This is a genomic window from Corynebacterium sp. KPL2850 (assembly GCF_040225855.1).
GTDB lineage: Bacteria > Actinomycetota > Actinomycetes > Mycobacteriales > Mycobacteriaceae > Corynebacterium.
Map to the genome: position 1 here is coordinate 74,752 of NZ_JBEHFV010000006.1, position 19,078 is coordinate 93,829.

The 19,078-nt window shown below is 58.5% G+C and carries 20 protein-coding genes; 13 read left to right on the top strand and 7 right to left on the bottom strand.

All coding sequences use genetic code 11. From position 1 onward, the window contains the following. Positions 1 to 27 precede the first annotated feature (27 nt). Both ABRP93_RS03465 and ABRP93_RS03470 read right to left on the bottom strand, forming a co-directional pair. Complete coding sequence (locus tag ABRP93_RS03465; RefSeq protein ID WP_349886921.1) at positions 28 to 522, bottom strand: MarR family winged helix-turn-helix transcriptional regulator; 495 nt, start codon at positions 520 to 522, stop codon at positions 28 to 30. A gap of 54 nt (positions 523 to 576) precedes the next feature. Next, the gene (locus ABRP93_RS03470) at positions 577 to 1,665 is read right to left on the bottom strand and encodes an inositol-3-phosphate synthase (protein ID WP_349886922.1); all 1,089 of its coding nucleotides are present in this window, start codon (positions 1,663 to 1,665) and stop codon (positions 577 to 579) included. Positions 1,666 to 1,781: 116 nt separating this feature from the next. Between ABRP93_RS03470 and ABRP93_RS03475 the strand changes: the two genes are divergently transcribed. The 8 genes from ABRP93_RS03475 (at position 1,782) to dnaB (ending at position 9,511) form a co-directional block, all read left to right on the top strand. Continuing rightward, positions 1,782 to 2,156, top strand: coding sequence for a DUF5318 family protein (locus ABRP93_RS03475; RefSeq protein WP_349852906.1), 375 nt, complete (start codon positions 1,782 to 1,784; stop codon positions 2,154 to 2,156). 75 nt (positions 2,157 to 2,231) lie between these two features. After that, a complete protein-coding gene (locus ABRP93_RS03480) occupies positions 2,232 to 4,508 on the top strand; it encodes a transglycosylase domain-containing protein (protein ID WP_349886923.1) in 2,277 nt (758 codons plus the stop codon). Positions 4,509 to 4,524: 16 nt separating this feature from the next. Further along, complete coding sequence (locus ABRP93_RS03485) at positions 4,525 to 5,916, top strand: glycosyltransferase family 87 protein (RefSeq protein WP_023024489.1); 1,392 nt, start codon at positions 4,525 to 4,527, stop codon at positions 5,914 to 5,916. Then, positions 5,913 to 6,101, top strand: coding sequence for a hypothetical protein (locus ABRP93_RS03490; RefSeq protein WP_023024487.1), 189 nt, complete (start codon positions 5,913 to 5,915; stop codon positions 6,099 to 6,101). Before ABRP93_RS03485 ends, ABRP93_RS03490 begins: the two co-directional genes overlap by 4 nt. 122 nt (positions 6,102 to 6,223) lie before the next feature. Further along, on the top strand, positions 6,224 to 6,514 hold the full coding sequence (rpsF, locus tag ABRP93_RS03495) for a 30S ribosomal protein S6 (RefSeq protein WP_023016353.1): 291 nt from the start codon (positions 6,224 to 6,226) through the stop codon (positions 6,512 to 6,514). Positions 6,515 to 6,563: 49 nt separating this feature from the next. Further along, on the top strand, positions 6,564 to 7,115 hold the full coding sequence (locus tag ABRP93_RS03500; RefSeq protein WP_005275799.1) for a single-stranded DNA-binding protein: 552 nt from the start codon (positions 6,564 to 6,566) through the stop codon (positions 7,113 to 7,115). A gap of 48 nt (positions 7,116 to 7,163) precedes the next feature. Further along, positions 7,164 to 7,616 carry a 50S ribosomal protein L9 gene (gene rplI, locus ABRP93_RS03505; RefSeq protein ID WP_023024485.1) on the top strand — a complete coding sequence of 151 codons (453 nt, stop codon included), beginning with the start codon at positions 7,164 to 7,166 and terminating at the stop codon, positions 7,614 to 7,616. 461 nt (positions 7,617 to 8,077) lie between these two features. Beyond that, positions 8,078 to 9,511, top strand: coding sequence for a replicative DNA helicase (gene dnaB / locus ABRP93_RS03510; protein ID WP_005275794.1), 1,434 nt, complete (start codon positions 8,078 to 8,080; stop codon positions 9,509 to 9,511). Between the two features lie 5 nt (positions 9,512 to 9,516). Here dnaB and ABRP93_RS03515 read toward each other — a convergent pair whose 3' ends face one another. The 4 genes from ABRP93_RS03515 to ABRP93_RS03530 are packed head-to-tail and all read right to left on the bottom strand — an operon-like array spanning position 9,517 to position 13,720. Continuing rightward, the gene (locus ABRP93_RS03515; RefSeq protein ID WP_284630582.1) at positions 9,517 to 9,981 is read right to left on the bottom strand and encodes a VanZ family protein; all 465 of its coding nucleotides are present in this window, start codon (positions 9,979 to 9,981) and stop codon (positions 9,517 to 9,519) included. 28 nt (positions 9,982 to 10,009) lie between these two features. Continuing rightward, on the bottom strand, positions 10,010 to 11,311 hold the full coding sequence (locus tag ABRP93_RS03520) for an MFS transporter (RefSeq protein WP_349886926.1): 1,302 nt from the start codon (positions 11,309 to 11,311) through the stop codon (positions 10,010 to 10,012). Between the two features lie 3 nt (positions 11,312 to 11,314). Next, a complete protein-coding gene (locus ABRP93_RS03525) occupies positions 11,315 to 13,510 on the bottom strand; it encodes a heavy metal translocating P-type ATPase (protein WP_349886927.1) in 2,196 nt (731 codons plus the stop codon). A 9-nt stretch (positions 13,511 to 13,519) separates the two neighbouring features. Further along, the gene (locus tag ABRP93_RS03530; RefSeq protein ID WP_023024475.1) at positions 13,520 to 13,720 is read right to left on the bottom strand and encodes a heavy-metal-associated domain-containing protein; all 201 of its coding nucleotides are present in this window, start codon (positions 13,718 to 13,720) and stop codon (positions 13,520 to 13,522) included. Between the two features lie 119 nt (positions 13,721 to 13,839). Here ABRP93_RS03530 and trxA point away from each other — a divergent pair, with 119 nt between their 5' ends. Both trxA and ABRP93_RS03540 read left to right on the top strand, forming a co-directional pair. Continuing rightward, positions 13,840 to 14,211 carry a thioredoxin gene (gene trxA, locus ABRP93_RS03535; RefSeq protein ID WP_023024472.1) on the top strand — a complete coding sequence of 124 codons (372 nt, stop codon included), beginning with the start codon at positions 13,840 to 13,842 and terminating at the stop codon, positions 14,209 to 14,211. A gap of 91 nt (positions 14,212 to 14,302) precedes the next feature. Further along, a complete protein-coding gene (locus ABRP93_RS03540; RefSeq protein WP_023024470.1) occupies positions 14,303 to 15,040 on the top strand; it encodes a PspA/IM30 family protein in 738 nt (245 codons plus the stop codon). Here ABRP93_RS03540 and ABRP93_RS03545 read toward each other — a convergent pair. Next, positions 15,037 to 16,212 carry an NYN domain-containing protein gene (locus tag ABRP93_RS03545; RefSeq protein ID WP_349886929.1) on the bottom strand — a complete coding sequence of 392 codons (1,176 nt, stop codon included), beginning with the start codon at positions 16,210 to 16,212 and terminating at the stop codon, positions 15,037 to 15,039. The two genes, ABRP93_RS03540 and ABRP93_RS03545, sit on opposite strands and share 4 nt — an antisense overlap. 208 nt (positions 16,213 to 16,420) lie before the next feature. Between ABRP93_RS03545 and ABRP93_RS03550 the strand changes: the two genes are divergently transcribed. Genes ABRP93_RS03550 through ABRP93_RS03560 form a run of 3 tightly spaced genes read left to right on the top strand, consistent with a single transcriptional unit; the run spans position 16,421 to position 18,572 of the window. Then, positions 16,421 to 16,795 carry a GntR family transcriptional regulator gene (locus ABRP93_RS03550; RefSeq protein WP_035108334.1) on the top strand — a complete coding sequence of 125 codons (375 nt, stop codon included), beginning with the start codon at positions 16,421 to 16,423 and terminating at the stop codon, positions 16,793 to 16,795. Beyond that, entirely contained in the window at positions 16,792 to 17,595 is an 804-nt protein-coding gene (locus ABRP93_RS03555) for an AAA family ATPase (protein ID WP_349886931.1), read from the top strand. The genes ABRP93_RS03550 and ABRP93_RS03555 overlap by 4 nt, the downstream gene beginning before the upstream one ends. Beyond that, positions 17,592 to 18,572, top strand: coding sequence for a hypothetical protein (locus tag ABRP93_RS03560; protein ID WP_349886932.1), 981 nt, complete (start codon positions 17,592 to 17,594; stop codon positions 18,570 to 18,572). Before ABRP93_RS03555 ends, ABRP93_RS03560 begins: the two co-directional genes overlap by 4 nt. The last annotated feature ends 506 nt before the right edge of the window (positions 18,573 to 19,078 follow it).

Below are 19,078 nucleotides of genomic sequence, written 5' to 3' on the forward strand. Positions count from 1 at the left end.
TTAAAATTGCATGCAGCCGCGAGCTCGCTACTCGCTATCCATGGTGGGGCGGTAGACATCCGCAAGCTTGGAAATGACAGCACCCATCTCGCGGGCGGTGGCCAAGTCCTCGGGCTCGAGCCACCGCATAATCTCCGCAAGGGCGGCGGCGCGTTGCCCGGAAACTATGGACAATTCGGACTCGCCCAGCTGGGTCAGCGCAACCAGCACCCCGCGGCGATCTTCCTCATCGCGGTGGCGTTCCACGAACCCGCGGCGCTCTAATTGGTAGAGCGCGTTGGACGCGGTGGGCATGCGGATAAGCTCCGCCTGGGCAATGGTGGATACGCGGGACGGCCCGCGCAAGCGCAACTGATTCATGATGGAGACCTGCGAGGTAGTTAGCGATGACCCCTCTGCGGTGCGCTGGAAAATAAGGATTAACTTATTGAGCGCCGGTTGGATATCCCGCGCTACCTCTACCGCGTCCTCGTAGTTGGACGGGGACTTCGTTGGGTCCGTCTCATCATGGTGTTGCGTCATAGAACTAAATTCTATCGTGCACTACCGCCTGGCGGTAGTATCGCGGCGAAAAAATTAGCTTCCTTTAATAAAATCTTCCAGCTCGTTGCGCGCGACATCGTCAGCCTTCTGTACTGGAGGAGACTTCATCAGGTAAGAGGAAGCGGAAAGTACCGGTCCGGCAACCTTGCGGTCCAAAGCGATCTTAGCGGCGCGGACGGCATCGATAATGATGCCGGCGGAGTTAGGGGAATCCCAGACCTCGAGCTTGTACTCCAGGTTCAGCGGGACCTCGCCGAATGCGGAACCCTCCAAGCGGACATAAGCCCACTTGCGGTCATCTAGCCACTCCACGTAGTCCGACGGGCCGATGTGGACATTGCGGTCTGCGCGCTTGCCAGCGATAGGGGAGTTGTGCACGTTGGAGGTCACGGACTGAGTCTTGGAAATTTTCTTAGACTCAAGCCGCTCGCGCTCCAGCATATTCTTGAAGTCCATGTTGCCGCCCACGTTGAGCTGCATCGTGCGGTCCAAGCGCACGCCGCGGTCTTCAAAAAGCTTTGCCAAAACGCGGTGGGTAATGGTGGCGCCAACCTGGGACTTAATGTCATCGCCCACGATGGGCAGGCCGGCGTCCTCAAACTTCTTTGCCCACTCTGGGTCAGAAGCAATGAAGACCGGCAGGGCGTTCACAAATGCGCAACCAGCGTCGATAGCGGCCTGAGCGTAGAACTTATCCGCTTCTTCGGAACCCACCGGCAGGTAGGAAACAACGACCTCGGCACCGGCCTCGCGAAGGGCAGCTGCGACATCGGCAGGAGCTTCGTCCGATTCCGTGATGGATTCCTGGTAGTAGCGCCCCAGGCCATCCATGGTGGGGCCGCGCTGAACGGTGACCCCGAGGTCTGGAACGTCTGCGATGGTGATGGTGCAGTTGCGGGAGCTGCGGGTAGCCTCCGCAAGATTCTTGCCCACCTTGTCTCCATCGACGTCGAAGGCCGCGACAAACTCAATATCGCCGACGTGGTAGGGCCCGAACTGGGTGTGCATCAGGCCAGGAATATTTTCCTCTGCTGCGGCGTTGCGATAAAACTCCACGCCCTGAATAAGGGACGTGGCGCAGTTGCCGACGCCGACGATGGCGACCTTTACTTTGTCAGACACACTATGCTCCTTTATAAATTCGTTGCTGTGTGGTGCCTGCGCAACGTTAGGCCAGAAATTATGCCTGGTGGTAGCACGACGGCATATGGATCGATCAAGAAGAGGAAATTAAGATAATGCGGGTGAATTCCATTGCCTTCAAGCACGAGCTTTCCCACGAATGGGAGCGCACCCAACACGTCCGCGAATACCGCGCCGGGCACTTGGGGCGCGATGAGGTGTGCGATGCGGACTTCCTCCTCCGGGCCGCCGCCGAGCACCACGGCCGCACCATGGATAAGCCCTGCCCGGTCTGCGGGGAGGACCTGCGCCTGACCCGGTGGGTGTACGGCGAGAGCCTAGGCCGGCGCGCCGGGAGCGCCCGCAGCGAGAAAGAAATAGCGGAATTTGTCGGTGAAGGCCTGGAATTTACCGTGCATGAGGTGGAGGTCTGCCGACACTGCCGGTGGAATCATTTGTTGCGTTCTGCAACGGCTTTTAACGCGTGTTAGTTTTCGACGCACCGCCTTAGGCAGTAAGCTGCAATTATTTAGTTTGTTACCAGGGATGAATGAGGACACGAATCAGTGACCGAGAAGCAATCTACTGGCGAGTCCACAAAGGTGGACCGCCGTAAAGAAGGCGAAGAACCCAAAAAGCGCCGCATCTGGCCGTGGGTCGTTGTGGCCCTCCTATTGGTTTTTGTGGCACTGCCTGCAGGCCTTTTTGCGTATGCCTATTCGCAATACACCGTTCCGGAGCCCAAAGAGCTGGCCAATAACCAGGTCTCTACCATCTATGCCTCCGATAACGACACCCAGCTGGCGCGCTTGGTGCCGCCGGAAGGCAACCGCACGCACGTGACCTTGGATGAGGTACCCGACTTTGTGCAGGACTCCGTGCTCGCCGCCGAGGACCGCGACTTCTGGGATAACTCTGGCTTTTCCTTCACCGGTTTGGGCCGCGCGGTACTGGGTAAGGTCACCGGCAATGACACCGCCGGTGGTGGTTCCACGATTACCCAGCAGTACGTGAAAAACACCCTGGTGGGCAACGAATACTCCTACGTGCGCAAGGCGCGCGAGCTCATCTATTCCATCAAGATGACCAACGAGTGGGAAAAAGAGGACATCCTTAACGCCTACCTGAATACGGTCTACTTCGGCCGCAATGCCTATGGCATCCAGGCTGCATCCAATGCCTACTTTGATAAGGACGCCAAGGACCTCACTCCAGAGGAAGGTGCTATGCTCGCCGGCCTTATCCAGTCGCCGTCTGGTCTGGACCCGCGCGTGAACCAGGAAGGTTCCGAAAACCGGTGGAACTACGTGCTTGATGGCCTCGTGGACATGGGCGATCTCAGCAAGGAAGAGCGCGATGGGATGGTCTTCCCGGAGACGCGCGACCCCTCTGAGTATTCGGCATATACGGAAGCCCCGGGCGCTAATGGTCACATTAAGGACCAGGTCATCCGCGAGCTTGAAGAGGTGGGAATTTCGGAAAACCAGGTCTCTACCGGTGGCCTGCGCATTACCACCACCATCGATATGAACGTGCAAAACAATACAGTGCAGGCAGTCGATGACCAGTTGGCGCCGCTGCAAGAGGATGCGCGCGCGGCCTCTGTAACCATTGACCCGAAGACGGGTGCGGTGCGCGGTTACTTCGGCGGGCATGATTCCAACGGTTGGGACTACGCCAACGCCCCGCTGCAGACCGGCTCGACCTTCAAGATCATGGCGCTTGCCGCTGCACTGCAGCAGGGCATTAGCTTGGATACCAACTACTCCTCGGCGCCGTACCAGCTGCCGGGTTCCGATCTGGTCACCAACGTAGGCGGCGGCTGCGGCGTGTGCGACCTGCGCGAGGCCACCAAGCAGTCCCTGAACACTTCCTACTTGCGTCTGCAGAGCGATCTGAAAAACGGTACCCAAGACACCGCGGATATGGCCCACGCTTTGGGCGTTGCCCGCTCGCTTCCGGGTATCGAAGAGACGCTGACTGAAAAGGGCAAGCAGCCTTTCGAAGGCGTGGTCTTGGGCCAGTACCAGTCCCGTCCGCTGGACATGGCAACCGCGATGTCCACCCTTGCGAACCAGGGTGTCTGGCACAACCCGCACTTTGTGCAGCGCGTAGAAAATGCCGCCGGGGAAGTTCTGTATGAGCACCCAGACGATGAGGGCGAGCGCCGCGTTTCTTCCAATGTGGCCAATAACGTTCTCGAGGCCATGGGTCCGGTGGCGGCATGGTCCAACGGCTCTCTGGCGGGCGGACGCGCTTCGGCATCCAAGACCGGTACGACCCAGCTGGGTGATTCGGGAACTAACAAGGATGCGTGGATGGTAGGTGCTACCCCGCAGCTTGCCACCTCCGTGTGGGTCGGTACGGCGGATAACACCTCGGCTATCTTCGACCAGTATGGCGGCATCATGTACGGTGCTGGCGCACCGACGAAGATCTGGAAGTCCGTGTTGGATAACTCCTTGGCGGACCAGGAATTCCAGCAATTCCCCTCGGCTTACCCCGTCCGCTTCGGCACGGTTTCTGCCGGCGGTGGCGCTCCGGCCTATAACCCAGGCGGTGGCGCCGGCGGGCAAAGTACCCAGAACTACACTGGTCCAGCGCAAAATGGCGCCCCTGAAGAAGAGGCCAGCCCAGCTCCTGCGGAAAGCCCGGATGCGGGTCGCGATGCCCCGTCGCAGCAGCCGGAGACCCAAGGCGGCAATAACGGAAACGGCGGCAATAGGGGAAACGAGGGCAATAGGGGAAATGGCGGCGGCAATAACGAGCCAGCCCCACCCGAAGCTCCGTCTTTAGATGACATCCTTGACCGCGAAGGCGGTCTGGCTGACCTCTTAGGCTAAGCAAGGAGCGGTACGCGTGAGCCAAGACCAGCGCTTGTCCGCCGCAGACGAACCGATGGCGCGAGGCGTCATCGAGTTCCTGGGCGGGCCGAGGGGACGCTTTGCCCGGGGTAGCCGCGCACAATGGTGGACCCCACTGCGCGCATTGATCGCGGTGGCCTGGGTTTTCTTAGCCGGCGGGTTCTTATCCAAGGCGAATTGCGCTGGTGGGACCCGCGGCGAAGGCGGCACCATTAACCTGGATTGGTCCGCTAACCGGCAGTACACCTCTTTTTGCTATAACGACATCGTCCCGCTTTATGAAGGCCGCGGTTTAGATCAACCGGGCTTTCCCTACGCCTTTTCCTGGCAGGAAGATGGCCTGACCCGCTACATGGAATACCCGGTATTGGCGGGCATGTTCCAAGGCCTGATGGGCTGGATTGCGCGCCATACCTATGGGCTCGTGGAATGGGCCGGGGTGCCCGCCGCTGGCTGGTACTTTGGGCTCACCGCCATGGTCATAGCCTGCATCTGGGTCGGCGTCATCTACATGGTCTACCTTTTGGTGGGAAATCGCACGTGGGACACCATCCTGGTAGCTGCCAGCCCGCTTATTATCGTCCACGCCTTTAGCAATTGGGATATACCAGCCATCGCCTTTGCCGTCGGCGCGCTACTGGCCATTAGCCGCCACCGCCCTTGGCTCGCCGGCATCCTCATCGGGCTTGGAACCGCATTCAAATTATGGCCGGTATTCCTGCTTGGCGCGTTTTTCGTCCTTGCTTGGCGCAATCGCCGCTGGGACGCTTTTACCAAGGTGACCGTCGCATCGGCCGCTGCCTGGCTCGTGGTCAACCTTCCCGTCGCCCTGAAATACCCATCCGCCTGGGCGGAATTTTTCCGCCTGAACCAGGAGCGCGGCGCGGAATGGACCACCTTCTATGCCCTGATTAGCCGGAATTTGGGCATTTCTTTCAGCCAGAATTTTTTGAATACCTTCTCCCTCGTGGCATTCCTCCTCTTGTGCGCCGGTATTGCCTTAGCCGGTTGGCGCAGCCCGCTTACCCCGCGGGTGGCAGAGTTGGTATTCCTCATCATTGCGGCCTTCCTGCTGGTCAATAAGGTATGGTCCCCGCAGTATTCGCTCTGGCTGGTGGTCCCGGCGGCCTTGGCCGTGCCGCGTTGGCGGTTGGTTTTGGGCTGGGCGCTTGCCGATGCCCTCGTATGGCCCCTGCTTATGTGGCACATGCTGGGCATTGATAATAAGGGCATTCCACACGAGCTTTTGGATGTGGCGATCCTCGTGCGCGATGGATTCATCATCGCGATGGCGGTGATTGTGCTGCGGCAAATGTGGAATAAGACAGAAGATAAAGTGCGTGCGGCGCATCAGGGCCGCGACCCAGTGGCGGGAGTATTTCAATGATTGTGACCTTAATTGGCATGGCGTCGATCTTGTTAGGCTTTATCTGCGTCATGGCGGCCTTTTGGCTGTTTCATAACAGGGACGATAAGCGCGGGCCCATCTTCTTGGGCATTCTCGCCATTGTTTTTCTCACCCTCATTCCCGCGACGTGTGCTATCTTTTTTGCCTCCACCACGACGGGATAGATTTCTTTTCGCCGGTCATCTGCGGTACTGTGGTGGGGTTGCTTGACGCAACGTACCCTCCTGCTGCATCCGCAAAGGTGATGCAGCCGAAAACGACTAGACCATAGGAGGTGATGAGGTCCGTGCGTCACTACGAAGTCATGATCATTCTGGATCCTAATCAGGATGAGCGCACCGTAACCCCGTCCCTAGATAAGTACCTCGACATCGTCCGCAAGGACGGCGGCAAGGTTGAGAACCTCGATGTATGGGGCAAGCGTCGCCTTGCATACCCCATCGAGAAGAAGGAAGAGGGCATTTACGCCGTCGTTAACCTGGAGTGCGAGCACCCTTCGGTTTCCGAGCTCGACCGCCGCCTGAACCTGAACGACACCATCCTGCGTACCAAGGTTCTGCGCACCGACAGCAAGTAGCGGATACTGGGATCAGACACAATCCACGTAACCGATAAGGAGTAAAGACATGGCACAGGGAGATACCAACATTACGGTGGTGGGCAACATAGTTGCTGACCCCGAGCTTCGCTTCACCCCAGCGGGTGCGGCGGTAGCTAACTTCCGCGTCGCCTCCACGCCTCGTCGCTACAATTCGCAGACGAACCAGTGGGAAGACGGCGAAGCTATGTTCCTGACCTGCAACGTATGGCGCCAGGCGGCGGAGAATGTCGCCGAGACCCTGAGCAAGGGCATGCGCATCATCGTTACCGGCCGCTTGAAGCAGCGTTCCTTCCAGACCCGCGAGGGTGAAAACCGCACTGTATTTGAGATCGACGTCGATGAGGTCGGTCCGTCGCTGCGCTACGCCACCGCACAGGTAAACCGCAATCCCCGTGAGGGCGGCGGCAACTATGGCGGGGGCCAGCAGCAGCGCTCGAATAACAATAATCAGGGCGGCTTTGGAGGCCAGCAACAACAGCAGTCGCAGCAGCAGAACCAGGCTCCTGCAGAGGATCCGTGGAACTCCGCACCGCCAGCTGGCGGCTTCGGAGGCGCTGATTCTGAACCCCCGTTCTAAGTCTGTCACCCGCAACTATTCAACTAACTCAATTGAAAGGCAGGGATCATGAAGCTGATCCTCACCGCTGCCGTTGAGAACCTCGGCGCCGCTGGCGAAATTGTTGAGGTTAAGGACGGCTACGGACGTAACTACCTGCTTCCCCGCGGCTTGGCCATCGTGGCTTCCCGCGGCGCTGAGAAGCAGATTGAGGGCATCAAGCGCGCCCAGGAAGCTCGCGAAATTCGCGACCTGGACCACGCACGCGAGGTCCGCAACCAGCTTGAGCAGCTGACGAACGTTGAGGTCAAGGTTAAGACCTCCACTTCCGGCAAGCTCTTCGGTTCCGTTACCGCGGAAGACATTGTCAAGGCCGTCTCCAAGGCCGGTGGCCCTAACTTGGATAAGCGTATCGTTGATATGCCCAAGGGCCTGGTCAAGAAGACCGGCAACTACCAGGTCGAGCTGAAGCTGCACGCTGACGTGCTCGGCAAGGTGAACTTCTCGGTCGTCGCTGCTTAAGCAGCGCTCGACGGTCCACAGACCCAAAGACAACAGCACGGCTTAAGGCCCCACGAATTCTCTATGTGAGGTGGAGAATTCCTGGGGCCTTTTGCCTACCCAACTGGCCTGTGGATAACTGTGAAAATCTGTGGATGAATGTGGAATTCAGGGTTCGCGGGTACTAAGATTTTTGCCGGACTTAAGCGCTGGTCATGCCTCATTTTCGGTCACGTTGTGGGAATTTTCACACTTGTAAATAACCCCTCTGACCAGCCGTTATTATCTTTGCAGGTCAGGAAGGTGACGAGTTATCCACAGTCGTGACCTCGGTAAAAGAAATGCAGCGATCGGCCTACCTGGTAATTCCACAAGTCCCTGTGGATAAGTGCCGGAGTTATGCCCAGGCAGGTAGTGTCCGGGGGCTCGTCTACACTTGGACAGCGTTACGCAAGGTCGCTTCACGGACACAAAGGGGACATATGACCAACGCGAGCTTTGATGATGAACAGCTTCCGCCGGAACCACCGGCGCCGGATAATGCGGTAGCGCGCCGGCCGCGGTATCAACAGGACCAACCGCAGCGCTACGAGGAGTATCGCCAACCGCCGTCGGACCGGGAAGCAGAGCAGGGCGTATTGGGCGCTATGCTGCTTAGCCCCAATACGGTCATGGAGGTTATTGAAGAGCTCGAACCCGATGACTTCTATTATCCGGCCCATGCCTTAATTTATGGCGCAATGCTGGACCTTTACGCGGCGGGCCAAGACATTGACCCGCTTATCCTTTCCTCTCGGTTGGATAGGTTCAATAACCTTGAGCGCGTTGGTGGAGCGCCCTATTTGCACACGCTTTTGGCTACGGTTCCTACCGCTGCCAACGCCCGCTATTATGCGGAAATCGTGGCGGAAAAGGCCGTCCTGCGCCGGCTCGTGGATGCCGGTACGCGCGTGGTCCAACTGGGCTTTTCGGGCACGGAGGATGCCGAGATCGAATCGGTGATCGACCGGGCCCAGCAGGAAGTCTTTGCCATCGCCCAGCGCAAAACCGCCGAGGACTACCGCGTGCTGGGGGATCTGATTGACCCGACCATTGATGAGTTGGCGGCGCTGCAGCAGGCCGGCGGCGTTGAATTGGGTGTGCCGACAGGATTTATTGATCTGGATAAGCTCACCAACGGTTTGCACGCAGGCCAGATGATCATCGTGGCGGCGCGACCCGGTGTGGGTAAGTCCACGCTGGCGATGGACTTCATTCGATCGTGCTCGCTGCAGCACGGCAAGTCCTCCGTCATCTTTTCCTTGGAAATGTCCGCCTCAGAGATCGTCATGCGCCTGCTCTCTGCGGAATCCGAGGTCAAGCTCACCGATATGCGCAGTGGTGGGGTGTCCACGGAAGACTGGGCGAAGATCGATGACACGCTTAACCGCATCCAAGATGCGCCGCTATTCATTGATGATTCTCCGAACCTGACGATGATGGAGATTCGCTCCAAGGCACGTCGGCTCAAGCAGCAGCATGGCCTCGACCTCATTGTTTTGGACTATCTGCAGCTGATGTCCTCGGGCAAAAAGGTGGAGTCACGCCAGCAAGAGGTCTCGGAGTTCTCGCGTCAGCTCAAGCTCTTGGCCAAGGAGCTTGAGGTGCCGGTGATTGCGATTTCGCAGCTGAACCGTGGACCTGAAGCCCGAAACGATAAGAAGCCGCAATTGGCTGACCTGCGTGAGTCCGGTTCCTTGGAGCAGGACGCCGATATGGTGATGCTGCTGTACCGCCCAGACTCGCAGGACCGCGATAACGAGCGCGCCGGTGAAGCGGATATTATCTTGGCTAAGCACCGCGGCGGGCCCATTGATACGGTGCAGGTGGCCCACCAGTTGCACTACTCCAAGTTCGTCAACATGGCGCACGGATAAAAGGTTTAAAGGTCCACGACGGCGGCGGGGTCTCCTAATCGGGGACCCAGAATTACCAGCACGATAAAGACCGCCGCAGCGGCCAGAGAGAGCCACCGCCAAACCGGGAAGAAGCGTTGGCCGCACCAGTAGGCGATCGCTGCACCGATGAGCGCGCCGAGGGTATTAAACAGCAGATCGTCGATATCCGTGCGGCCTAGCGCGAAGGCATATTGGGCCGTCTCCAGGGTTAAACTCAGCGCGAAACCCCAGGCCGTGGATACTTTCACGGAACGGCATAGCGTAAATACTAGGAGTCCGAAGGGGATGAAGAAGGCGGTATTACCGGCGTACTCAAAAAGCGGGGCGAACCAACTATTGCCAGAGAATTCATCGAGGGGAACTAAATGGAGCTCGCGGACGCGTTGATTTTCGGGCTTCCACAGGTAACCGATCTGGAAGAAGGCCTTCAGGGTGGTCAGTGCCACCATGACGCCGATCCAGGCGCTAAGGGCTAATTTATCGAGCAAGGGCCTCACCTTTCAGCTCAGGAAAAGTAAATGCCGCTACGGCGGCGATGGCAAATGCCGCGGCAAAGAGCACGAAAAGGAATCCAGCGCCGGTCGCCGCGATCAACGGCGGCACAGCGAGCGGTGCCACGATGGAGGCGATGCGGCCAAAACCCGCTGCAGCACCCGTACCGCGACCGCGCAGTGCGGTGGGGTAGAGCTCCGGACCAATAGCGTACAGAGCACCCCAGGCGCCGAGGTTGAAGAAGGACAAAAGGCACCCGACGATGATGATGAATACCTCGGAGCTTGCGGTGCCATAGAGCCCGGCGGAGACGGCGGAGCCGACCAAGAACACGGCGAGGGTGATTCGCCGGCCCCAGACCTCGATGAGCCAGGCGGCGGTGGCGTAGCCCGGCAGCTGCGCCAAGGTAATGATGAGGGTGAAGCTGAAGGATTTTACGAGCGAGAAACCATCGGCAACCAGCAGGGACGGAATCCAGATGAAGGCGCCGTAATAGGAGAAATTGACGCAAAACCAAATGGTCCACAGCGCCGCCGTGCGGCGGCGCAATCTCGGGCCCCAAATGGAGGTCTCGGTGGAAGCGGTGGGTTCCGGGTGGACATCGTCAAGCGGCTGGCCCGCGGCGGCCTCCTCGAAGGAGGTCACAATCTCTTCGGCCTCTTCGTGGCGGCCCTTGGATTCGAGGAAGCGCACCGATTCCGGCAAGCCTAGGCGCACGTAGACCGAATAGGCGGCGGGGATGAGCCCCACGGCAAAGCCCCAACGCCAGCCGTTCTCGCCGGCACCAACGATGAAGGTGCCGATGAGCGCGGCGAGGATCCAGCCGAGCGCCCAGAAGGCCTCAAGGAGGACCACCATGCGCCCGCGGATGCGGCGCGGCGAGAATTCGGAGATGAGCGTGGAGGCAACCGGCAGCTCCGCGCCCAAGCCGAGCCCGACGATGAAGCGGAAGACAATAAGTATGGCCAGCCCGCTGGCCAGGGCGGAGGCACCGGTGGCCAGGCCATAGACCATGAGGGTGAGGGAGAAGACGTGGCGGCGGCCGTATTTATCCGCAAGGAGCCCGCCAAATGCGGCGCCCAGTGCCATGCCGAGGAAGCCAGCGGAGGCGAGCCAGGAGGTTTGGGTGCTGCTCAAATCCCAATGCACGGCCAAGGCGGCCATGATGAAGGAAATGAGCCCCACATCCATAGCATCGAGCGCCCACCCTAGGCCAGAGCCCAGGAGTAGGCGCTTGTGTTTGCTGGTGACCGGGAGCCGGTCTAATCGTTCATTGCGGCTGAGCATGCGCTAATCATAGCGCTGGCTAGAAAATTTCCGGAGACGCAGGGAATTGGAGACGACGAATACGGAGCTAAATGCCATTGCAAGGCCGGCAAATAGCGGGTTGAGCAGGCCAAAGGCCGCCACGGGGATGAGAATAATATTGTAGGCAAAGGCCCAGAACAGGTTGCCCTTAATGATCTGCAGCGTGCGGCGGGATAGGCGAATGGCATCGGCTGCGGACCGCAGGTCCCCATTCATCAGGGTGATATCGGAGGCCTCGATGGCAACGTCGGTACCGGCGCCCATCGCCAAGCCAAGGTCAGCTTGGGCAAGAGCCGCGGCATCGTTGACGCCGTCACCAACCATGGCCACATTGTGCCCCTCGGACTGCAGCTTCTTGATGACGTCGACCTTTTCCTCCGGAACCACGCCGGCCGTGACCTCGGTGATGCCAACTTCCTCTGCCACGCGCTTGGCCGCGCCCTCGTTATCGCCGGTCAGCAGGTGCGGGGTTAGGCCCAGCTGCTTCATCTGCTCTACAGCCTCAGCGGAGGTGGGCTTGACGGTGTCGCGAACCTCAATGAGCCCAGCGAGCTCATCGTCGAGGTACACCGCCACCGGGGTAGCACCCGCGGCCTCTGCCTCGCGGAAGGCCTCAGCGTACTGCCCTAGGTCTCCACGCGGCTTGCCGACGCCCACGCGCACCCCATCCACCGTTGCTTCCACGCCAGCGGTGCTGGTGGAAAAATCGGTACCGGGCTCAACGTCGCGCTCACGGGCAATGGCTTGGGCGATGGGGTGCTCGGAGTTCCGTTCGACGGCGGCGGCGTACTCGAGGACATCGCCATGCACGGCCGTAACGGACATTTCCCCGGCGGTAACCGTGCCGGTCTTATCCATCACGATGGTATCGACCTGCTTGGTGGATTCAAGGATCTCCGGGCCCTTAATGAGCAGGCCCAGCTGGGCACCGCGGCCGGTGCCGACCAAGATGGCGGTCGGGGTAGCAAGGCCCAGCGCGCAAGGGCAGGCGATGATCAGCACGGAGACAGCGGCGATAAACGCCGGCGCCACGCCGCCAAAAATGAGGTGTACCAGCAGAGTGAGGACGGAAATTCCGATCACCACCGGGACGAAGACCTGCGCGATGCGGTCCACTAGGCGCTGCACGGGCGCCTTGGATGCCTGTGCGTTGGTAACCAAGGTGGCCATTTGGGAAAGGACCGTGTCCTCGCCCACCTGGGTGGCCTTGACCTCCAACTTGCCGGAAGCGTTAATGGTGGCGCCGGTAACGGTATCGCCCACGCCCACTTCTTCCGGGACGGATTCACCGGTGATCATGGAGGCATCCACGGCAGAATTGCCGGAGACGACCTCACCGTCGGTGGCAATCTTTTCACCTGGCCGCACGACGAAGACATCGCCCACCTGCAATTGAGAGATGGGGATGCGCGATTCCTTGCCATCGCGCAGCACGGAGGCTTCCTTCGCGCCCATGGATAAAAGGGTGCGCAGCGCCTCAGAAGACTGCCCCTTGGCCTTGACCTCGAACCAGCGGCCGAGGAGCAGGAAGGTAATGACCATTCCCACAGATTCAAAGTAGATATGGTCCATCTCGGCGGAGCTGGAGGACCACGACATGCTCATGGTCATACCGGGCTCGCCGGCGTTGCCAAAGAAGAGTGCGTACAGGGACCATAGGTAGGCGGCCGAGGTACCCATGGAAATCAAGGTATCCATGGTGAACGAGCCGTGCTTCAGGTTGGTCCACGTCGCGGAGTGGAAGGGGGCGCCACCAAAGATGAAGACGATGGTGGCCAGCATGGCGCAGGCCCACTGCCAGTTCTGGAACTGCAGGGCAGGCACCATGGAGACGAACATGATGGGCGCAGACAATACCGCGGAGATGATGGTGCGCCGCAGCAGGCTCTGCTGTTCTGCAGCGCGGGCATCATCAACCGGCGTGCCTTCTGCGTCTGCGTCCCCGCCCTGGTCGGCGTCATCACTGCCAGACATATCGAAGGCGCTGTATCCTGCACCTTCCACGACTTTGATCAGATCCGCGGCCGTGGACGTTTCTGGATCGAACTCAATAGAGGCGGATTCGGTGGCAAAGTTAACGCTCGCCTCCACGCCGTCTACCTTGTTGAGCTTGCGTTCTACCCGGGAAGAGCAGGACGTGCAGGTCATGCCCGAGACCCCGAGATCAACGTGTGACATAGTATTCGCCTACTTAAGGGTGTATCCGGCTTCGGCTACGGCAGCTGCTACTTGTTCATCGGTGAAATCGCTACCGGAGACAGACACGGCGCCAGTGGTGTGGTCCGCAGAAACTTCCTCAACACCGGCGATTTCGCCTACCTCTTCGCGGATGGACATTTCGCAGTGTCCGCAGCTCATTCCTTCTACGGTGTAGTTCTTCGTTGCCATGATAATCATCCTTTCTCGATTGCTTATGCTTCTATGTTATACCCCCTAGGGGTATCTGGCAAGGAAGAAATTTAGGTACGGTGGGGAATAAACCACAACGTAAAGGAGTTACAACGAGTATGGCTACTATCGACGTCACTGAAGAGAACTTTGAACAGACCGTAACCGGCGAAGGCATTACGCTTGTCGATGCCTGGGCGGACTGGTGCGGCCCATGTAAGCGCTTTGCCCCTGTCTACGAGAAGGCTTCCGAGGAGCACACCGATGCTACCTTTGCCAAGCTGGACACCGAGGCAAACCAGGGCCTTGCTTCCGCGCTGCAGATTCAGTCCATTCCTACCCTGATGATCTTCCGTGATGGGATCCTCGTATTCCGCGAGGCCGGCGCACTGCCGCCCGCAGCGTTGGAGGATCTGCTCAAGCAGGTTAAGGACCTTGATATGGCAGACGTTCGCCGCCAGGTTGAAGAGCAGAACGCACAGCAGGCATAGAATCTGAATTTTCAGAGCTTCCACGGCGCTTTCTGGTGAGTATCGCTAAACTCGCTAGAAAGCGTCTTTTTTATGACCAAAGGAGATAGTGATGGCTAACCCCTTCAGCAAGGGCTGGAAGTACGTGATGAGTTCTCTCGATCAAAAGATTGATGAGAACGCCGATCCAAAGGTCCAAATCCAGCAGGCGGTCAAGGCCGCCAAGGAACAGCACCAGGAAATCTCGGATCATGCGGCAGAGATTATCGGGCACAAGTCTCAGTTGGAAATGCAGATGAACCGCCTAGTGAAGTCCCAGCAGGATTACCAATCCCAGACCGAGCGCGCCCTGGAGCTCGCGGATTCCGCTGAGGACCCACAGAAGGCGAATGAGTACAACCAAGCTGCTGAGGTAGTGGCCTCCCAGCTCGTCGCGGTGGAGCAGGAATTAGAAGACGTCAAGCAGCAGTACGCGGCTGCGGAGCAGGCGGCTGAACAAGCCAAGAACCAGCAAAAACAATCCGAGGCCCGCCTTAAGGAGCAGCTGGCGCAGGTGAACCAGCTGGAAGCGCAGGCGGATCAGGCTGCAATGCAGGAAAAGAACGCGGAAGCACTCGATTCCATGAACGAGCTCAAGCCCGATGATTCCGTGCCGAGCCTGGATTCCGTCCGCTCCAAGATTGAAAAGCGCTATGCCGATGCCCTTGGCGCACAAGAGTTGCAGCAGGCAACCGGTGGCGACCGCATGAGCGAGATTCAAGCGGCCGGCAACGACATGAAGGCCAGCGCGCGGCTAGATGCGCTGCGCGCCGATATGGCCAAGAAGAAGGAAATCGAATCCGGCGATTAATTCTCGCGGCGGATATTAATTAGCACGCCGCGAATCCCTGAGTGGAACCCATCGCGCAAGTTCACGCGCTGGGTCTCCGTCAGCGTGTATTCATGCAGGGTTTCGCAGGCGAACTGCAGCAGCGGGCGGTCGATTTCCGGTGGTAATCCGCCGCCAGACAGTAAGTGGGCTTGGTCGCGCTGCTCTGAGTTGGCGGCATTATCAAACCACCACGATGCGTACTGCTGGCCCACATCGAATGGGGACTGGAACCCGGCAGAGCTCCAGACCTCTTCTGGCAGCGGGACGTACTTCGAGCGCAGCTTGCGCCGCGGTGCCATCATTGACGGTTTCGGCGCAGGCTTTGGCGTTGCCTGATCGGTAGCCTCGGCCTCTTCGGTAGGGCCCTTCTCCGCTTCTGCAGAGGGCTTTTCCTGATCTTCCGGGGCTGGCGTTGCGGCCTGCTGTGCGCTTTGAGGTGGCGCAGGCTTTGGGGTAGGTGCCGGCGTGGGCTTTTCTGGGGTGCCGAATGCGGTTTCCACCTCGGAGGGCTCCTCGCACTTGTCGCAGTGCTCGGCGCCTGGAAGCTCCTCTTCTGCTCCCTCTGCCTTCTGCGTTGCATCGCGCACCACTGGGGGAAGGGGTCCCTCGAGGACCTGCAGCTCCATGGAATCCGCGAAGTCCTCGCGGGGATCCAAAATGGTGGTGGAATCACACGTATGGCGCAGCGCTGCGGACATGGAATCCCAGCCAAACCCGTACAGGTGTACGCGGATGCCATTGTCTACGGCGGTCTGCGCGCCGGGAATCATGTCCGCGTCGCCGCTGACCAGCACAAAGTCGGTGAACTGGTTCTTCACGGCGGCCATGACCATATCGGCCACGAGCCGGGTGTCCACGCCCTTTTGGGTGCGTCGCTCACCCCATTCGATGAGTTGGCCCGTGCGCAATTGCACGCCCTCGCAGGTGCGAAGGGCGCGTTGGTAGCGGTGCGGACCGGTATCCGGGATTCCGTCGTACCAGTATTGGCGCTGAATCGGGTTGCCTAATTGCTCCTCGATCATCCCGCCCATGGTGCTGACCACCTCAGGCAGATCAATTTCTAGCTGCGCGCGAGCCCCCGTTTCCCAAGAGTTATAAAAGCTCGCCAGCAGGTATGAGGTGTCGACAAAGACAAGTGTGCGTTCAAGCATGGCTCCTAAGTTCCGTTCTAATTGTTCTAAATAAAATTCTTTGTTACCTCCAGTGTGCCTTATTCACCCCGAAACGTCGATCACAATTCGCTAATTCCCAGCATATTGGCCGCAAATGAAAAGATTTCGGTGACCATTGCGGCGTCGGCAAGCGTGTTATACGGTTAGTTACACAACTAACTAAGTAACTAACGAGCCGAAGGTGATGATGGACAACTCCACGCAACCGCTCTTTCGGCAGATTGCGTCCTTGGTGGAAGACACCATTGTGGACGGCACTCTGGCGGAGGGCGATAAGGCACCTTCCACCAATGAGTTGGCGGATTTCCACAACATCAACCCAGCAACCGCGCGAAAGGGGATCACCCTCTTGGTGGACCTAGGAGTGCTGGAAAAGCGGCGGGGCATCGGCATGTTTGTGGCCGAGGGCGCATCGCGTGCCATCCGCGAGCGCAGGCGAGGCGACTTTGCCGCGGAGTATATGGCCCCGCTTGTCGATGAAGCAGTTCGCCTGGGCTACAACCGCGCCCAGCTCCATGACCTTTTCGATCGGGTTGCAGAAAGCAGAGGAATGTACTCATGATTACTACCCGCGATTTCACCTTTTCCGCAGGTCTTACCCATGGCTTGGTCGGCCGCAACGGAATTGGCAAGACCACCTTATTGCGAAAAATCGCCGGCCAAATTCAATCAGGCCGCATCACGGTCTTTGACCGAAAGCCTTTTGATAACCAATCCGTACTCAACCGGGTGATCCTCATGGGGATCGACAATCCACTGCCAGATTCATGGGGCGGCAAGAAGCTCGGCGCCGTTGGCCAGGCGCGGTGGCCCAACTGGAATGCTGAGCGCTACAACGACCTCATCGCCCGCTTTGACATCCCCAATAAGGCGTATTCTGCGCTCTCACGTGGACAGAAATCGGCGTTGGGATTTGTCTTCGCCGTTGCTTCTGGCTGCGAGATAATGCTTTTGGACGAGCCTTATTTGGGCCTCGACCTGCCGCGGCGTGAACTCTTTTACCAGGTCCTCCGGGAAGAACATGGTCGCACCATCGTGGTATCCACCCATCACCTCAACGAGATAGAGGGCTTGCTGGACACTATTTCCCTCATGGGGGAGCACCCCATCAGCGGTCCAGTGGATGAATTTGTTGATTCCTTCCTGGAAATCAGCGGGCCCGAAGAGGCGATCTCTGAGGCAATTTCTGCACTGGACCTGCCGGTATTGGAGCGCGCTTCAACAAGCCTGGGAGGCCAAGTGCTTGTCGATGCCCGCACTTCCTCCCCCGATCCCGTCTTCCGCTATGCCAACAAACATCACCTCCGGGTAGCAGAGGCGTCACTTGAAAGGGCCGTCCGAGCATTGGAGGAGCAGTCATGAAACTTCTATGGCACACAACGGATTGGGCCTGGGTCACCGTCCTACTCATCACCTCGCTTTATCCGGCACTAGCTGGCGATAAGTGGGGATCTTTCACGTTTCTCCTACCAGTTTTGCCCATCCTCACGTATCAACCCAGTTTTGATAAGTACCAAGTACTAGGCCTGAGCTCACAGATTTGGAATGAACACCGCCGAATTATGCTCACGGTTTTTGCTGTTGTGGCCATGGCAGGAACGGCTGCACGGCAGGGCTGGTGGGCGTTGCCGGTTTATGCGGTGGCTCTGGCATGGGCGCTGTGGAGGAAACCGACCCCAGACAGGACAGGCTATTCGACGACCCCTTTGGGAATTGCATCCAGCCTTGGGCGTTTCCCGCCGACGCTCGACGCGCAGGCTGTATACCGCCGCCAAGTCCGCAGATGGTCCATGGCCGTCGTATTCTTGGCCATCAACGTTGTGCTTTCGCTAATGTTCACGCAGTGGGAACCGATGGATTTTATTGCTTTCATTGCTTGGCTCCTCTTCTTCTCTTTCCTCGGCGGAACCATGGGCATGTTGCGCGATACGCTCAGAGATTACGTCACGCTCGGCGGCACGCGCCGCCGCTGGGCCGCCATGACCGCAGCGACTGGGCTCATCTTCATCCTTGGTTGCGCCGCCGTGGGCTTAGCCCTCTCCTTCCGAGGGACGACGTCCGAGGTTGCCGCCGCCATGACCGCCATCGCGGCCGTCACCGTCCCGGGCCTTACGTACCTCGAGTTCCTAGAAAAGAGGACCCTTGGAGTCTTTGTGGCGTACCTTCTCAGCATCGCAGCGTTGGTATGGCTTTTCATCCAAGGCTATTTCTCGGCCGTGATGGGGATGTTTATCAGCCTTGGCATCTACGCAATATGGGCTGCGACCCTGCCGATATACACACGCCGCATAAGTAGCCTGTGGGAGAAAGGCCTTGCGGGCTGGTTTGGCATGAAATAAAAGTGGCTAAAAGCCGTTCTGAACTGCGAGTTTGTGAAACTTTAAAGCGGTGTGTAACTTAATACGAGTCAGCGCGACCGACAGCGCCCCACAGAGACAAGACATTGTTTCTGGCTGAAGCGGCGATAGGAAAACAGGCCCTGACAAAAATAACTTTTTTACTCGCAACGAGTTCCATGCTTTTGGGCATGTAGCTGTTGTGTGGTGACGATGTCTGAGAACTCAATAGTGTGCCAATGTACTTATTTTTTATTTTTGTGTGCATGGTTGTGTGTTGATTGGTCTGTTGGCCAGCGAATCTTATGGTGGTTTGTTGGTTGGTGTGTGCCGGTAAGGTGTTGGAATACGCATCTTTTTGAATACTGTTTAGTGTTTCGGCTGCATTGATGGATTGGTTGGCATGTGATTGTGTTCAACTTTTTTGTCTCCCTTTTTGTGCCCCGTCGGGTTGGGGAGGCAATGATTTTTCTTTGTAGTAATTTTTGGACGCCAGCATGGGCCTGCTT